The 14728-nt window shown below is 74.2% G+C and carries 13 protein-coding genes and 1 pseudogene; 10 read left to right on the top strand and 4 right to left on the bottom strand.

The window, feature by feature from the left end:
• Positions 1-153 precede the first annotated feature (153 nt).
• From BUS84_RS14480 to BUS84_RS14470, 3 genes are all read left to right on the top strand, one after another.
• On the top strand, positions 154-2037 hold the full coding sequence (locus tag BUS84_RS14480) for an ABC transporter ATP-binding protein (RefSeq protein ID WP_074312967.1): 1884 nt from the start codon (positions 154-156) through the stop codon (positions 2035-2037).
• A 55-nt stretch (positions 2038-2092) separates the two neighbouring features.
• Positions 2093-3874, top strand: a complete 1782-nt coding sequence (locus BUS84_RS14475) for an ABC transporter ATP-binding protein (RefSeq protein WP_074312965.1) — start codon at positions 2093-2095, stop codon at positions 3872-3874.
• 97 nt (positions 3875-3971) lie between these two features.
• Positions 3972-4721, top strand: coding sequence for a DUF2470 domain-containing protein (locus BUS84_RS14470; RefSeq protein WP_074312963.1), 750 nt, complete (start codon positions 3972-3974; stop codon positions 4719-4721).
• Between the two features lie 31 nt (positions 4722-4752).
• Here BUS84_RS14470 and BUS84_RS14465 read toward each other — a convergent pair whose 3' ends face one another.
• Genes BUS84_RS14465 through BUS84_RS14455 form a run of 3 tightly spaced genes read right to left on the bottom strand, consistent with a single transcriptional unit; the run spans position 4753 to position 6890 of the window.
• A complete protein-coding gene (locus BUS84_RS14465) occupies positions 4753-5349 on the bottom strand; it encodes a TetR/AcrR family transcriptional regulator (RefSeq protein ID WP_074312961.1) in 597 nt (198 codons plus the stop codon).
• 24 nt (positions 5350-5373) lie between these two features.
• The gene (locus tag BUS84_RS14460) at positions 5374-6129 is read right to left on the bottom strand and encodes an ABC transporter permease (RefSeq protein WP_074312959.1); all 756 of its coding nucleotides are present in this window, start codon (positions 6127-6129) and stop codon (positions 5374-5376) included.
• Positions 6126-6890 (bottom strand): ABC transporter ATP-binding protein, encoded by a 765-nt coding sequence (locus tag BUS84_RS14455; protein ID WP_074312957.1) that lies wholly within the window; start codon positions 6888-6890, stop codon positions 6126-6128. The genes BUS84_RS14460 and BUS84_RS14455 overlap by 4 nt, the downstream gene beginning before the upstream one ends.
• A 186-nt stretch (positions 6891-7076) precedes the next feature.
• Between BUS84_RS14455 and BUS84_RS40910 the strand changes: the two are divergent.
• The 4 genes and pseudogenes from BUS84_RS40910 to BUS84_RS14440 form a co-directional block, all read left to right on the top strand.
• Positions 7077-7757, top strand: a pseudogene (locus BUS84_RS40910) (phosphoribosyl-AMP cyclohydrolase); the annotation flags it as partial.
• Between the two features lie 186 nt (positions 7758-7943).
• Positions 7944-8378: a phosphoribosyl-AMP cyclohydrolase gene (gene hisI, locus BUS84_RS39905; RefSeq protein WP_074318795.1), complete on the top strand. Its 435-nt coding sequence runs from the start codon at positions 7944-7946 to the stop codon at positions 8376-8378.
• Positions 8375-9928: an anthranilate synthase component I gene (locus BUS84_RS14445; protein WP_074312955.1), complete on the top strand. Its 1554-nt coding sequence runs from the start codon at positions 8375-8377 to the stop codon at positions 9926-9928. The genes hisI and BUS84_RS14445 overlap by 4 nt, the downstream gene beginning before the upstream one ends.
• Positions 9925-10527 carry a Trp biosynthesis-associated membrane protein gene (locus BUS84_RS14440; protein ID WP_074312953.1) on the top strand — a complete coding sequence of 201 codons (603 nt, stop codon included), beginning with the start codon at positions 9925-9927 and terminating at the stop codon, positions 10525-10527. Before BUS84_RS14445 ends, BUS84_RS14440 begins: the two co-directional genes overlap by 4 nt.
• 60 nt (positions 10528-10587) lie before the next feature.
• Here BUS84_RS14440 and BUS84_RS14435 read toward each other — a convergent pair whose 3' ends face one another.
• Positions 10588-10857 carry a hypothetical protein gene (locus BUS84_RS14435; protein ID WP_074318794.1) on the bottom strand — a complete coding sequence of 90 codons (270 nt, stop codon included), beginning with the start codon at positions 10855-10857 and terminating at the stop codon, positions 10588-10590.
• Positions 10858-11331: 474 nt separating this feature from the next.
• Here BUS84_RS14435 and trpC point away from each other — a divergent pair, with 474 nt between their 5' ends.
• The 3 genes from trpC to trpA are packed head-to-tail and all read left to right on the top strand — an operon-like array spanning position 11332 to position 14216.
• Complete coding sequence (trpC, locus tag BUS84_RS14430) at positions 11332-12135, top strand: indole-3-glycerol phosphate synthase TrpC (protein ID WP_201749232.1); 804 nt, start codon at positions 11332-11334, stop codon at positions 12133-12135.
• A gap of 37 nt (positions 12136-12172) precedes the next feature.
• Positions 12173-13411: a tryptophan synthase subunit beta gene (gene trpB / locus BUS84_RS14425; RefSeq protein ID WP_074312951.1), complete on the top strand. Its 1239-nt coding sequence runs from the start codon at positions 12173-12175 to the stop codon at positions 13409-13411.
• A gap of 1 nt (position 13412) precedes the next feature.
• Entirely contained in the window at positions 13413-14216 is an 804-nt protein-coding gene (gene trpA, locus BUS84_RS14420; protein WP_074312949.1) for a tryptophan synthase subunit alpha, read from the top strand.
• Positions 14217-14728 lie beyond the last annotated feature (512 nt).

Below are 14728 nucleotides of genomic sequence, written 5' to 3'. Positions count from 1 at the left end.
GGCCCTTCGACGCCCGCCGGTGGATGCCCGCCCGGCATGGCCGGTCTCGTCGCCCTCCGGTACGTGATGGTCGACATATGGGTCCGGGTCGGCGGGGCTGGTCCGGACCGGTAAGGATGAGGAGGATAATGGTGGCTTACGGCGGGGGAGAGCGTGGCGAGCAAGACAAGTCGGGATGTGCTCGGCCGGGGGCTGGGGGTCCTCCGGCAGGCGATCCGGGAGCAGCCACGGATCTTCGCGGTGGCGGTGGTCGGCAGCGTGCTGTTCGGCTCGATGGTCATCGTCAGCGCGTACGTGGTCGGCGGGGTCGTCGGCGATGTGGTGGTGCCGGCCATCGCGCGGGGCGAGGTGGCCACCGGCAGCCTCGCGCTGGCCGCGATCGCCCTGTTCGGCATCAGCGTCCTGCGGGTGGTGGGCATCTTCGGCCGCCGGCTCGGTGCCGGCTACATGCAGTACCGCCTCCAGGCCGCCTACCGTCGCCGGGTCACCCGCCGCTACCTGGACCTGCCGCTGTCCTGGCACCACCGCAACGCCACCGGCACCCTGCTCTCCAACGCCAACTCGGACGTCGAGGCGGCCTGGTACCCGATCGCGCCGCTGCCCTTCGCGGTCGGAACCCTCGTGATGCTGGTCGGCGCGATCGTCTCGCTGTTCGCCACCGACTGGGCGCTGGCACTGGTCGGACTTGCGGTCTTCCCCGCGCTGTTCGCGCTCAACGTCGTCTACTCCCGTCGCATGGCGCCCCGGCAGGCCCGGGCGCAGCGGCTGCGTGCCGAGGTCAGCGGCATCGCCCACGAGAGCTTCGACGGCGCGCTGGTCGTCAAGACGATGGGCCGTGAGGCACAGGAGACCGCCCGGTTCGCCGGCCGGGCCGGCGAGCTGCGCGACGCGCTGATCGCGGTCGGCCGGCTGCGCGGCGTCTTCGACCCGCTGCTGGAGACGCTGCCCAGCCTCGGCACCCTGGCCGTGCTGGTCGTCGGGGCGTTCCGGCTGCGCCAGGGCGCGATCAGCGTCACCGAACTGGTCAGCGTGGCCTTCCTCTTCACCGTGCTGGCCTTTCCGGTGCGGGCCATCGGCTGGGTGCTGGCCGAACTGCCGCGCAGCGTCGCCGGCTGGGACCGGGTCCGCCGGGTGCTCGACGCGACCGGCGAGATGCCGTACGGGCAGCGGGTGCTCGACCCGGCCACCGCCGGCCCGGCCACCCTCACCTTCACCGACGTGCACTTCTCCTATCCGCCGGCCGAGGCGCACCAGCCCGGCGCGCAGGTGCTCGGCGAGGTCGGCTTCACGGTGCCCGCCGGGCGGACGGTGGCCCTGGTGGGGTCGACCGGCGCCGGAAAGTCCACCATCGCCTCGCTGGCCGTGCGCCTGGTCGACCCGGACGCCGGCACCGTCCAGCTGGACGGGGTGGACATGCGCGAGCTGACCGCCGCGTCGCTCGCCGGCACGGTCGCCCTGGTCGCCCAGGTGCCGTTCGTCTTCGACGACACGGTCCGCGCCAACATCGCCCTCGACCGGCCGGGCATTGACGACGAGGACGTCTGGGCGGCGCTGCGGCTCGCCGAGGCGGACGGGTTCGTCGCGGCGCTGCCCGACGGTCTCGACACGATGGTCGGCGAGCGGGGCACCTCGCTCTCCGGTGGGCAGCGGCAGCGGCTCACCCTGGCCCGCGCGCTGGCCGGCCGGCCGCGCCTGCTGGTGCTCGACGACGCGACGAGCGCGGTCGACCCCCGGGTGGAGGCGGCCATCCTGGCCGGTCTGCGCTCCTCGGCGGGTGCGCCGGGGGTGCCGGCCGCGTCGATCCTGGTGGTGGCGTACCGCCGGGCCACCATCGCGCTCGCCGACGAGGTCATCTACGTCGAGCAGGGGAAGGTGATCGCCCGGGGCACGCACAGCGAGCTGTTGGCCACCGTGCCCGGATACGTCGACCTGGTCACCGCCTACGAGCAGGCGGAGGTCGACCGCGCGCAGGAGCGTCCGTACGAGGACGAGGTCGCGCCGCTGCCCTCGGGCCTGGAAATCGAGGTGGACCGGTGAGCGCGAGGAGTGCAGCGCAGCGGAGCCCCGCAGTCGCGAACGAAAGGCCAGCCCGGTGAGCGCGAAGACCGATGAGCGGGACGAGAGGGCCGAGACGACCTGGCAGACCCTGCGGCGAGGGTTGTCGCTCTCTCCGGAGCTGCGGACCGGGCTGGCGGGCACCCTGGCCCTGGCGCTGGTCTACATGGTCGGCCGGGTGGCCGTGCCGGTCGCCGTGCAGCAGGGCATCGACCGCGGCATCATCGGTGGGCTGAACCTGGACGTGGTCTGGTCGGTGGTGGCGATCACCGCCGCGATCCTCACGGTCACCACGCTCTGCGGCTACCTGATGATGCGCCGGTTGTTCACCGTCAGCGAGACGGCGCTGGCCAACGTGCGGACGAGGGCGTTCCGGCACGTGCACGACCTGTCGATGCTGCACCAGCAGTCGGAGCGGCGCGGCTCGCTGGTCTCGCGGGTGACCAGCGACGTCGACCAGATCACCCAGTTCCTCCAGTGGGGCGGGGTGATCCTGCTGGTCAACCTCGGCCAGCTGGTGGTCACCACGATCGTCATGCTGGCGTACTCCTGGCAGTTGACCCTGGTGGTGCTGGTGGCGTTCCTGCCGGCGGTGTTCATCATCCGGCAGCTGCAACGCCGCCTCGGCGCGGCGTACGCGACGGTGCGTCAGCGCACCGGCACGCTGCTCGGCGCGATCGGCGAGAGCGTGGTGGGCGCGCCGGTGATCCGGGCGTACGGCATCGCGGGGCGCACCGCGCGGCGGCTGGACGAGGCCATCGACAGCCAGCGCATGGCGCAGCAGCGGGCGATCCGGATCAGCATCGTGGGCAGCTCGGTCGGCGAGCTCGCCGCCGGGGTGGCGCTGGCCGGCGTGGTGGTGCTCGGGGTGACGCTTGGGGTGGACGGCACCCTGTCGATCGGCCAGCTGACCGCGTTCCTCTTCCTGGTGACGCTCTTCATCCAGCCGGTGCAGATCGCCACCGAGGTGCTCAACGAGGCGCAGAACGCGATCGCGGGCTGGCGCCGGGTGCTCGACGTGCTGGACGTCGCTCCGGACGTGGCCGATCCGGGGGAGCAGGGGCGGGAGCTGCCGGGCGGGCCGCTGGACATCCGCTTCGCCGGGGTGCGGTTCGCCTACCCTGGCGGTCCTCCCGTGCTGCACGACATCGACCTGGAGATCCCGGCGAAGAGCCGGGTGGCGGTGGTCGGGGAGACGGGCAGCGGCAAGACCACCTTCGCCAAGCTGCTCACCCGGTTGATGGACCCGTCGGCGGGTGCCGTGCTGCTGTCCGGGGTGCCGCTGGCTGAGGTCCGGTTCGACTCGCTGCGCTCCCGTGTGGTGATGGTCCCGCAGGACGGGTTCCTCTTCGACGCGACGGTGGGGGACAACGTCCGGTTCGCCCGGCCGGAGCTGACCGACGAGCAGCTCGGCGCCGCCTTCACCGAGCTGGGCCTGGCGGACTGGCTGGACGGCCTGCCGGCCGGCCTGGACACTCCGGTCGGCGAGCGCGGTGAGGCGCTCAGCGTCGGGGAGCGGCAGCTGGTCGCGCTGGCCCGGGCGTACGTGGCCGACCCGGACCTGCTGGTGCTGGACGAGGCGACCAGCGCGGTGGACCCGGCGACCGAGGTACGCCTGCAACGCACCCTGGACGCGGTGACCCGAGGTCGCACCACCCTGGCCATCGCCCACCGGCTCTCCACGGCGCAGGCCGCCGACGAGGTGATCGTGGTCGATCGGGGGCGGATCGTGCAGCGTGGTCCGCACGACGAGCTGGTCCGCGACGCCGGCTCGACCTACGGCCTGCTCTACGCCTCCTGGCTGGAGCAGACCCGGTAACGGACCGGCGTCCACCTGCACCGGGATGGCTGGACGCCACCGGCCGAGTGCTCTACGCTCCGGGTTAGGTAAGCCTAACCTCAAAGGAGGTCGCGCCATGCGGCCCAGCCCCGCCGAGATCGTTCGTACCCTCGTCGCCGGCCGGCTGCCCGGTCTCGTGCATCTGGCCCACCGGCCGGGCCCGCACCACGCCCGGCATGTGACCGACCCGGACGGCCGGGTGCTGCTGCTGGTCCCGGTGGCCAGCCACCTGGCCGCCGCGCTGCGGCCGGCCGCCGGGGGCACCGACGTCGCGGTGGTGCTCGACGTGCTCGACCTGCCACCCGCGGCCGGCGCCCCCGGGCTCGGGCGGGCCTGGGTCTCCGGCTGGGCCGCGGAGCTGCACGGCGCCGAGGCCCGCCGCGCGGCGGTCGATTTCGCCGCGGTGGAGCCGACCGGCGATCTGCTCGACCTGGGCGTCCGGTTCCGGCTGTTCCGCTTCGAGGTGGTCGAGGTCCGCTGGGAGCGCGCCGGCGCCGTGCGGCGCATCGACCCGGCGGAGTACGCCGAGGCCGAGCCGGACCCGGTGCATCCGGTCGAGGCGCGACTGCTGGCCGACCTCACGGAGCGCGACGCCGGCCAGCTGACCGAGTACCTGCGTCGGCAGCTCGGGTTGACCGAGCAGACCCCGGACGGGCCGCCCCGGGTGGTGCGCATCGACCGCTACGGGCTGGTGGTCGCCCTCGGTCGCCCCGGCGCCCGGCGGCGGGTCCGGCTCGCCTTTCCGTGCCCGGCGGCCGACCCGGACGACCTGGTCCGGCTGCTTCCGCCGCTGCGCCGCCGTGCCGAGGCCCGCCCGCCGGGCTGACCGCTCGCCAATTCACGGCGGTTCGCGGGCGCTACGTGGACAGCGGCCCGGTCAGGTAGCGCTGCACGGTCGGGCCGATGGCCGCGACCAGCGTCTCCGGGTCGGCGGACGCCACCGGCTCCAGTCGGATCACGTGCCGCATCATGCCCAACCCGATCAGCTGGCTGGCGACCAGCGAGCCGCGCAGTGGCAGCTCGGCCGGGTCGACGTCGAGCTGGTCGAGCACCCGGCGCAGCACCTGCGTGGTGATGAACTCGCGCAGCAGCCGCGCCGTCCACTCGTTGCTCACCGCGGAGCGCAGCAGCGCCACCCCGGCGCTGCCGAACGGTGAGTCCCAGACGCCGAGGAAGGTGCGGACCAGCCGCTCGCCGATGCCGTCCTGGCCGCCCGCGAGCACCCTCGGCACCACCTCACCCGGGTCGACGGGGAAGTTCATCGCGGCCAGGAAGAGCTGGTCCTTGCTGCCGAAGTAGTGGTGCACCAGCGCCGGGTCCACCCCGGCGGTGCCGGCGATGGCGCGGATCGAGGCGGCGTCGAAGCCACGCTCGGCGAACGCCGCCCGTGCCGCGTCGAGGATCGCCTCCCGGGTGCCCTGGTTGCCGGGTCGCCGGCCGGTCCGCCGCGCCATCGCCGCCCTTCGTTCGTCCGTCGGTCAGCCGCTCCGCCGGCGCAGGGTGGCCGCCGCGAGCACCAGTGCCAGCACCACCGCGCCGAGCACCACCACCACGTCCCGCCACATCGTGCCGGTCGGCTCGGCGTTGGCGCCGACCTCCTGCAACGCCTCGATGGCGTACGACAGGGGGAAGGCGTCGCTCAGCGCCTGGAGCCAGCCGGCCATCTGGTCGCGGGCCACGAACAGCCCGCAGAGCAGCAGCTGGGGGACCACCACGACCGGCAGGAACTGTACTGCCTGGAACTCGGTGCGGGCGAAGGCGCTGCAGAACAGCCCGAGGGCGACGCCGAGCACCGCGTCGATCACGGCGATCCCGATCACCAGGCCGCTGCTGCCAGCGGTGTCCAGGTCGAAGACCCAGTACGCCACACCGGCGGCGACCGCGGCCTGCACGGCGGCGGCCAGCCCGAACGCGATGCCGTAACCGAAGAGCAGGTCGAGCTTGCCCAGCGGGGTGGTGAGCAGCCGCTCCAGGGTGCCGGAGGTGCGCTCGCGGAGCATGGCGATGCTGGTCACCAGGAACATGATGACGAACGGGAAGATGCCGAGCATCACCAGCGCGATCCGGTCGAACGCCGACGGCTGACCGGGTGGGGTCGGCTGGTCGGCGTACATGAAGTAGACCAGGGTGAGCAGGGCGGACGGCACCACCACGAGCAGCGCGATGGTGCGCCGGTCGTGCCGGAGCTGGCGCAGGATGCGGCCCGTGGTGGCCGCCAGGATCCGCGGGTTCACGACATGCCTCCAGTCCGCGACCGCGTCGCCTCGGCCGGGCCGGCGGGGCCTGGCTCACCGGCCCGGATCAGCCGCAGGAACGCCTCGTCGAGGTCGTCCACGCCAGCGGCGGCGCGGATCGCGGCCGGGCTGTCGTCGGCGATCAGCCGTCCCTCCCGGATCAGCAGCAGCCGGTCGCAGCGAGCCGCCTCGTCCATCACGTGGCTGGACACCAGCAGGGTGGTGCCGGCGGCGGCCATCGCGTGGAACCGGGCCCACAGGTCGGCCCGCAGCACCGGGTCCTGACCGACGGTCGGCTCGTCCAGGATGACCAGCTCCGGCTCGCCGACGAGGGCGCAGGCCAGCGATGCCCGGCTGCGCTGGCCGCCGGACAGGGTGCCGACCAGCTGGCCGGCCGCTCCGGCCAGCCCGACGTCGCTGATCGCCTGGTCGGCCTCGGCGCGGCCCCGCCCGTGCAGGGCCGCGAAGTACCGGGCGTTCTCCCGCACGGTCAGGTCGGCGTAGACGCTCGGCGCCTGCGTGAGGTAGCCCACCTGGTGCCGCAGCGCGGGCGAGCCGGCCGGCTGGCCCAGCACGGTGACCGTCCCTCCGGTGACCACCTGCACCCCGACGACCGCGCGCATGAACGTCGTCTTGCCGCTCCCGCTGGGGCCGAGCAGCCCGGTCACGGCACCGCGCGGGACTGTGCAGCTGATGCCGTCCAGCACCCGCCGCCCGCCCCGGTCCACGAGCAGGTCGCGGACCACTATCGCGTCGCCCATCACGCCACCTCCGGCAAAACTCATCAGCTGTTGAACTCAACGCTAGATGAGATACCGGCGCCGGCGCAACGTTCGCCCCCCGCCCATCGCCGCGCCGAGCATGAGAACGGGCAGTAGCCTCCGGACCGGACACCAGGTCCGCCAACGGGCATTGCGCACCGATGGGGCGTACGGCACGATGGCGCCGTGAGTCACGCTCCGTTACCGGATAGCGGGTTTCTCGAGGACTGGGCCGCGCGGTTGCGGCAGGCGGCCGAGCGGCCTGTCGTCGGCATCCTGCTGCGCGGCAGTCACGCCCGACGGGCCGCCACCGCGCACAGCGACGTCGACCTCGACGTGCTGGTCGGCGGCGCCCCGTACGAGGCCCGCCGGGCGTACCTGGCCGAGTCCGCCGGCCGGCTCACCCACGTCTCGGTAGCCGCACGGGACGTCCGCTCCTGGGTGCACCGGCTCGGCGAGCCGGCCGACTGGGCCTTCGGGCTGCCGGTCACCGCACCGGCGCGGCGGCTCTGGGCCGACCCGCACTGGCGGCCCCGCATCGACCTGCCGGTGCTCTGCCAGCCCGCCGAACCGCCCCGGCTGGAGGAGCTGATCGCCACGCTGGGTAAGGCCGCCGCCGCCCGGGCCGCCGACGACCACCTCGGGATCCGGCTCGCGGTGGCCGACCTGGCCCGGCTCTGCCCGTCGGTGCTGCGCCCGGCCAACCCGTCGGTGCGGGTGATCTCCCGCCGGGCGGCCTTCGCGGCGGCCCTGGAGCTGCCGGTCGCCCCGCCGCGCTACCGGGAGGACATGCTGCTCTGCCTCGGGCTGCGCCCGGGCTCCACCGGGCAGCTCTGGGCGGCCGCCGTGCGGCTGGTCGCCGGAACGCTGCCGTTGATCCGCCCGTACGCCGAGGAGATCGCCGACGCGGCCGGCAGCGACCTGGCCGACGCCCTGACCGACGGCCGGCTGGACCGCTACGTCGCTCAGCTGGCCCGGCCCGCCAGCCAGCCGCCGCGGCCCCGGCGGGAGCCGTCGCCGGTACCCGCGCCGCGTGCGGGACAATGGGTCACTGTGCCCGTACCTGACGCGCCGGTGACCGGCGTTCCCAGCGATCCGACCGGCCCGACGGCGCCCGTGCCGGCCCGCCCGTCCCAGCTCGACCCGGCCATCGCGGCCCGCCTGCGCCGCACCGCCGACGGCCTGGTCGCCGCCGTGGTCCGCGCGCACGACTCCGGCGAGGTGCTGATGGTCGCCTGGATGGACGACGAGGCGCTGCACCGCACCCTCACCACCGGCCGGGCCACCTACTGGTCGCGCAGCCGGCGCGAGTACTGGGTCAAGGGCGCCACCTCCGGGCACCACCAGTACGTCCGCTCGGTCGCGCTGGACTGCGACGGGGACGCGCTGCTGGTCAGCGTGGACCAGGTCGGCGCCGCCTGTCACACCGGTCACCGGACGTGCTTCTACACCGAGCTGCCCGTCACCGGTCCGGAGGCCCGCCCATGACCGACGGCGCGGTGAGCCCCGACCTGGCCACCTTCACCGAGCTGGCCGCCCACTGGCGGGTCGTGCCGGTCACCCGGCGGCTGCTGGCCGACGCGGAGACCCCGGTCGGGGTCTACCGCAAGCTGGCCGGCGGGCCCGGCACGTTCCTGCTCGAGTCGGCCGAGCAGGGCGTCGGCTCGGCCGGCATGGCCTGGTCGCGGTACTCGTTCATCGGGGTACGCAGCAGCGCCACGCTGGTCGAGCGGGACGGCGTGGCGACCTGGCTCGGCCAACCGCCGGCCGGGCTGCCCACCGACGGCGACCCGGTGCGGGTGCTGCGGGAGACCGTCGCGGCGCTGGCCGGCCCGACCGGGGACCCGTCCAGCGGGCTGCCGCCGTTGACCGGGGGCATGGTCGGCTACCTCGGCTACGACCTCGTCCGGCGCTTCGAGCGGCTGCCCGAGCTGACCGAGGACGACCTGGGCGTGCCGGAGCTGGGCATGATGCTCGCCACGGACCTGGTGGTGCTCGACCACTACGACGGTTCGGCCCTTTTGGTCGCCAACGCGGTGCTGCCGCCGCTGGACGCCCCGGACCGCGCCGCGGAGGTCACCGCCGCGTACCACCACGCGGTGGGCCGGCTGGACGCGATGACGACCGCGCTGTCCCGGCCCATCCCGCCGATGATCTCCACCGTCGAGCGTCCGCCGGCTGGTGAGGTGCTCTGCCGTACGCCCGACGGGGGCTACCCGAAGGCGGTGGAGGCGGCCAAGGAGGCGATCCGGGCCGGCGAGTGCTTCCAGATCGTCCTCTCCCAGCGCTTCGAGCGGTCGACGCACGCCGACCCGCTGGACGTCTACCGGGTGCTGCGCACCAGCAACCCCAGCCCGTACATGTACCTGCTGCGCTTCGACGGTTTCGACATCGTCGGCTCGTCCCCGGAGGCGCACCTGAAGGTCTCCGGCGGTGCGGACGGGCGTCGCCGGGCCCTGCTGCACCCGATCGCCGGCACCCGGCCGCGCGGCGGCACACCGGCCGCCGACGCCGGGCTCGCCGCCGAACTGCTCGCCGACCCGAAGGAACGGGCCGAGCACGTGATGCTGGTCGACCTGGGCCGCAACGACCTGGGCCGGGTCTGCCAGCCGGGCAGCGTGGAGGTGCCCGAGTTCGCCACCATCGAGCGGTACAGCCACGTGATGCACATCGTCTCCACCGTGACCGGCACGCTGCGTGACGATCGCACCGCGTTCGACGCGCTCGCCGCGACGTTCCCGGCCGGCACCCTCTCCGGTGCGCCGAAGGTGCGGGCCATGGAGATCATCGAGGAGCTGGAACCGGTCCGCCGCGGCCTCTACGGCGGCACGGTCGGCTACTTCGGCTTCGGCGGCGACCTGGACATGGCGATCGCCATCCGGACCGCGCTGATCCGCGACGGCCGGGCCTACGTGCAGGCCGGCGCGGGGGTGGTCGCCGACTCGGACCCGGCCGCCGAGGACCAGGAGACCCGCAACAAGGCCGCCGCCGTGCTGGCCGCGATCGCGGCCGCCGAGACGTTGCGGCCGGCCCGGTGACCGGCCCGACGCAACCACACGACCGGCCCGCGGCGGGCCGGCGTCAGCTGACGTACGCCGTGCTGCTCTGCCTCGCCGGCGCGGGCCTGGCGCTCTGGGCGTCGACCCGGAGCTGGTCGGTCGAGCTGACCGTGCGCCCGGCGCCGCTGCCGCCGATGCGCGACGCCCGCACCGGTGCCGCCCTGCTGCCGTGGCTGCCGGCGCTGGCCCTGGTCACGCTGGCCGGCGGCGGCGCGGTGCTGGCCACTCGCGGTCTGCTGCGGCGGGTGCTGGGCGTCCTGCTCGGCGTGTTCGGTCTGGCGGTGGCGGCGGGCGGCGGGTACGGGCTGGTCACCGACCTCGACGGCGTGGTGAGCCGGCAGTGGCCGGCGCTCTGCCTGCTCGGCGGCCTGCTGGCCGCGGCGGGCGGCGGGTGGACCGCGCTGCGTGGCGGCGGCTGGCCGGCGATGGGCGCCCGGTACGAGCGACCGGCGCGGACCAGCCCGCAGAGCGCGCCGCCGGAGGCCGGACCGGCCGGACCGGCCGGACCGATGGCCGGGCGGCGGACCACCGAGGCGTGGGACGCGCTGGACCGGGGCGAGGACCCGACGGCCGGTTGACCTGACGGCCGGCTGACTCGACGGCCGGCTGACTCGACGGCCACTGCGGCCGGCGGGTGTTCAGCCGACCGGTTGACGCTCCCGCTGCTGGCGGCGGGCGGCGGCGCGGGCGGCGGTCAACTCGGCCACCAGGCGGTCCAGTTCGGCGCGCCGGTCGGCGCGGGCCCGGTCGGCGCAGACCGCCTCCCAGGCGTTGCCGCGCGCGGTCCGCATCCGCCCTTCGCCGACCACGGCCCGCTCGAGTGTGTGCACCACCGTCACGGCGAGCGACGCCACCGTCCGCGAGAGGGTGGTCAGCCCGATGCTCGGGGTCGGCTCGGAAATGCTCATGGTCACCTCGCACGAGGAGTTGGCGACGGTCGGGCAGGCGCGCCATCGAGTCTGCCCGAGGACGATGCTGGCCGGCTGACGTTTCGCCGGGGTGACCGCCCGGTCAACTGTCCCGCCCCGGCCGCGACCAGGCACCGGCCGTTCGGCCTTGAGCTTGCTCACAGCATCGACAGGCTTCACTGCGCCCCCGCATGGGGTGGCATGATCGGTGGATCGGCCCGCTCAACCGGGCCGCCGGGCTCTCGTCGTACCGTGCTGGTCGATGCCGGAGGTGGCAGTGCGTGACATCCCGTTCACGGCAAGTCGGCCATTATGCCGCAGCCCTTTTCGTGAGCAGCGCCATACCCCCGGCTCCCGGCTCCGGCCGGCTGCCCCTAGCATCGGCCCATGACACCCGGAGAGGGGAGTCCGATGGTGACTGATGAGCATGCGCACGCGGAGGGGGACGAAGCCGGTCAGGCGGCGTCCGTAAGCGTGCTCGACGAGATCCTGGCTGGCGTGCGCGAGGACGTCGCCCGGCGCCAGGAACAGGTTCCGCTGGAGCGGATCCGTGAGCTGGCAGCGGCGGCGCCACCACCGCTGGACGCGTACGCGGCGCTGCGCAAGCCCGGCGTCGCGGTGATCGCCGAGGTGAAGCGGTCCTCGCCGTCCAAGGGCCGCCTGGCCGAGATCGCCGATCCGGCCGACCTCGCCGTCGACTACGCCTCCGGCGGGGCGCGGGCGATCAGCGTGCTCACCGAGGGGCGCTGGTTCGGCGGCTCGCTGGACGACCTGGCCGCCGTCCGGGCCGCGGTCACCGTTCCGGTGCTGCGCAAGGACTTCGTCGTCTCCAGCTACCAGGTGCACGAGGCGCGCGCGCACGGCGCCGACCTGGTCCTGCTGATCGTCGCCGCGCTCGAACAGAACGTGCTGATGGGCCTGCTGGAGCGGATCGAGTCGCTGGGAATGACGGCGCTGGTCGAGGTGCACGACGAGGAGGAGGCCGACCGGGCCCTGGAGGCCGGTGCGCAGGTGATCGGGGTCAACGCCCGTGACCTGCGTACCCTGGAGGTCGACCGGTCGGTGTTCGAGCGGATCGCGCCGGGCCTGCCCAGCAGCGTCGTCAAGATCGCCGAATCTGGCGTCCGCGGCCCGCACGACCTGATCCGGTACGCCTCCGCGGGCGCCGACGCGGTCCTCGTCGGCGAGGGCCTGGTCACGCAGAAGAGCCCGCGGGAGGCGGTGGCCGAGCTGGTCAACGCCGGCAACCACCCGGCAACGCCCCGGCCGGTGCGCTGACCTCGCGCCGTCCGACGCCCCACCGAGAGGATTTCCGATGAGCGCCGACGCGCTGGCCCCGGTGGCCGGTACGCAGCCCGACTCCGCCGGCCACTTCGGCCGCTTCGGCGGTCGATTCGTGCCCGAGGCCCTGGTGGCCGCGCTGGACGAGCTCGACGGGGCGTGGCGCACGGCGATGGCGGACGAGTCCTTCCGGGCCGAGTTCGGCGCGCTGCTGCGCGACTACGCCGGTACCCCGTCGTTGCTCTACGAGGCCCGGCGGTTCTCCGCGAAGGTCGGCGCGCGGGTGCTGCTCAAGCGCGAGGACCTCAACCACACCGGGGCGCACAAGGTGCGCAACGTGCTCGGCCAGGCGCTGCTCACCAAGCGGATGGGCAAAACCCGGGTGATCGCGGAGACCGGCGCCGGCCAGCACGGCGTGGCCACCGCGACCGCCGCCGCCCTGTTCGACCTGGAGTGCGTGGTCTACATGGGCCAGGTCGACACCGAGCGGCAGGCGCTCAACGTGGCCCGGATGCGGATGCTCGGCGCCACCGTCGTCCCGGTCACCACCGGCTCGCGCACCCTCAAGGACGCGATGAACGAGGCGATGCGCGACTGGGTGGCCAACGTCGACGAGACGCACTACCTGATCGGCACCGCCGCCGGGCCGCACCCGTTCCCGGCGATGGTCCGCGACTTCGTCCGGGGTATCGGCGACGAGGCCCGTCAGCAGTGCCTGGACCTCACCGGTGCGCTGCCGGACGCGGTCACCGCCTGCGTCGGCGGCGGCTCCAACGCCCTGGGCATCTTCCACGCCTTCGTGGGCGACCCGGACGTGCGGCTGTACGGCTTCGAGGCCGGTGGCGACGGGGTGGCCACCGGCCGCCACGCGGCCAGCATCACCGGCGGCTCGGCCGGCGTGCTGCACGGCACCCGCACCTATGTGCTGCAGGACGCCGACGGGCAGACGCTGGAGTCGCATTCGATCTCCGCCGGGCTGGACTACCCGGGCGTCGGGCCCGAGCACGCCTGGCTGCACGACACCGGCCGGGCCAGCTACCAGCCGGTCACGGACGACGAGGCGATGGCCGCGTTCGAGCTGCTCTGCCGTACCGAGGGGATCATCCCGGCGATCGAGAGCGCACACGCGCTCGCCGGCACCGTCGCGCTGGCCCCGAAGCTCGCCGCCGAGCTGGGCCGGGAGCCCACCATCGTGGTCAACCTCTCCGGGCGGGGCGACAAGGACGTGCACACCGCCGGTGACTACTTCGGCATCCTCGACAAGGAGCGGTGAGATGAGCCGGATCGGGGTGGCCTTCGACAAGGCACGAGCCGACGGGCGGGCGCTGCTGGTCGGCTGCATGCCGGCCGGGTTTCCGACCGTCGAGGGGAGCATCGCGGCGATGACCGCGATGGTCGAGGCCGGCGTCGACGTCATCGAGGTGGAGATCCCGTACTCCGACCCGGTGATGGACGGGCCGGTCATCCAGAAGGCCAGTGACATCGCGCTGGCCGGCGGGGTACGCACCGCGGACACGCTGCGCATCATCGAGGCCGTCGCCGCCACCGGCGCCCCGGTGGTCACGATGACCTACTGGAACCCGATCGAGCGTTACGGCGTGGACGCGTTCGCCCGCGATCTCGCCGCCGCCGGCGGGACCGGCCTGATCACCCCGGACCTCATCCCCGACGAGGCGGACGAGTGGTTGGCCGCCTCGGACGCTCACGGGGTGGACCGCACCTTCCTGGTGTCGCCGTCGTCCACCGACGCCCGGCTGGCGATGACCGTGGCGCACTGCCGGGGCTTCGTCTACGCCACCGCTGTGATGGGCGTGACCGGGGCCCGGGCGCGTACCTCCGACGCCGCCCCGAAGCTGGTCTCCCGGGTCCGCGAGGTCACCGACCTGCCGGTCGGTGTCGGTCTGGGCGTGGGTACCGGTGCGCAGGCCGGCACCGTCGCCGGCTACGCCGACGGGGTCATCGTCGGCAGCGCGCTGGTCCGCTGCCTGCTCGACGCGCCCACCGAGGCCGACGGGCTGACCGCCCTGCGCACCCTGAGCGCCGAACTCGCCGAGGGCGTCCGCACACCCACCCGCTGATCGCTGGTCGGTTGTCCGGCCGACCTCTGGGCCGGCCGGACAACCCCTTGCCGCTGCGGCCACGGCTGCTGCGGCCCTGCGGCTGCCCCAGGTCTGGCCGGATCGCCAGTTGCCGGTCCACCGGTCTGGATGTCTGGCGGTCCACCCGGTCTGGCGGTCCACCCGGTCTGGCGGTCCACCCGGTCTGGCGGTCCACCAGTCCGGCGGCCCACCGGTCGGCGGCCGGTTATCGCGCCGGGCGCGTGGCTCGGCGATTCGGCGTGGCGCTGCGCCGGGCATCCTTACCACTTTGAGCGATGCCCGCCGGGCGGGCCGATGCCCGACGGCAGACCCGCCGGGCCGATGATGCCCGCCGGGCCGATGATGCTCGTCGGGCCGAGGATGCCCGCCGGGCGGTGGCAATCCCGCGAGGCTGCGTCACGTGGCCCCGAGTGCTGCACCGTTCGTCGATGCTGGTCCCGGCCCGCCCGCTGGCCCCAGGCCCGCCCGCCCGTCCCCGGCTCGCCCGTTGT

The sequence above is a fragment of the Micromonospora cremea genome (genome assembly GCF_900143515.1).
GTDB lineage: Bacteria > Actinomycetota > Actinomycetes > Mycobacteriales > Micromonosporaceae > Micromonospora > Micromonospora cremea.
This window is presented reverse-complemented; position numbering and strand designations above follow the sequence as displayed.

Bases quoted from the DNA above. Each gene is read 5' to 3' on its own strand.
- trpA (WP_074312949.1), top strand. From the start codon at position 13,413: ATGAGCCGGATCGGGGTGGCCTTCGACAAGGCACGAGCCGACGGGCGG.
- trpB (WP_074312951.1), top strand. From the start codon at position 12,173: ATGAGCGCCGACGCGCTGGCCCCGGTGGCCGGTACGCAGCCCGACTCC.
- BUS84_RS14445 (WP_074312955.1), top strand. From the start codon at position 8,375: ATGACCGACGGCGCGGTGAGCCCCGACCTGGCCACCTTCACCGAGCTG.
- BUS84_RS14455 (WP_074312957.1), bottom strand. From the start codon at position 6,890: ATGGGCGACGCGATAGTGGTCCGCGACCTGCTCGTGGACCGGGGCGGG.
- BUS84_RS14435 (WP_074318794.1), bottom strand. From the start codon at position 10,857: ATGAGCATTTCCGAGCCGACCCCGAGCATCGGGCTGACCACCCTCTCG.
- BUS84_RS14470 (WP_074312963.1), top strand. From the start codon at position 3,972: ATGCGGCCCAGCCCCGCCGAGATCGTTCGTACCCTCGTCGCCGGCCGG.
- BUS84_RS14465 (WP_074312961.1), bottom strand. From the start codon at position 5,349: ATGGCGCGGCGGACCGGCCGGCGACCCGGCAACCAGGGCACCCGGGAG.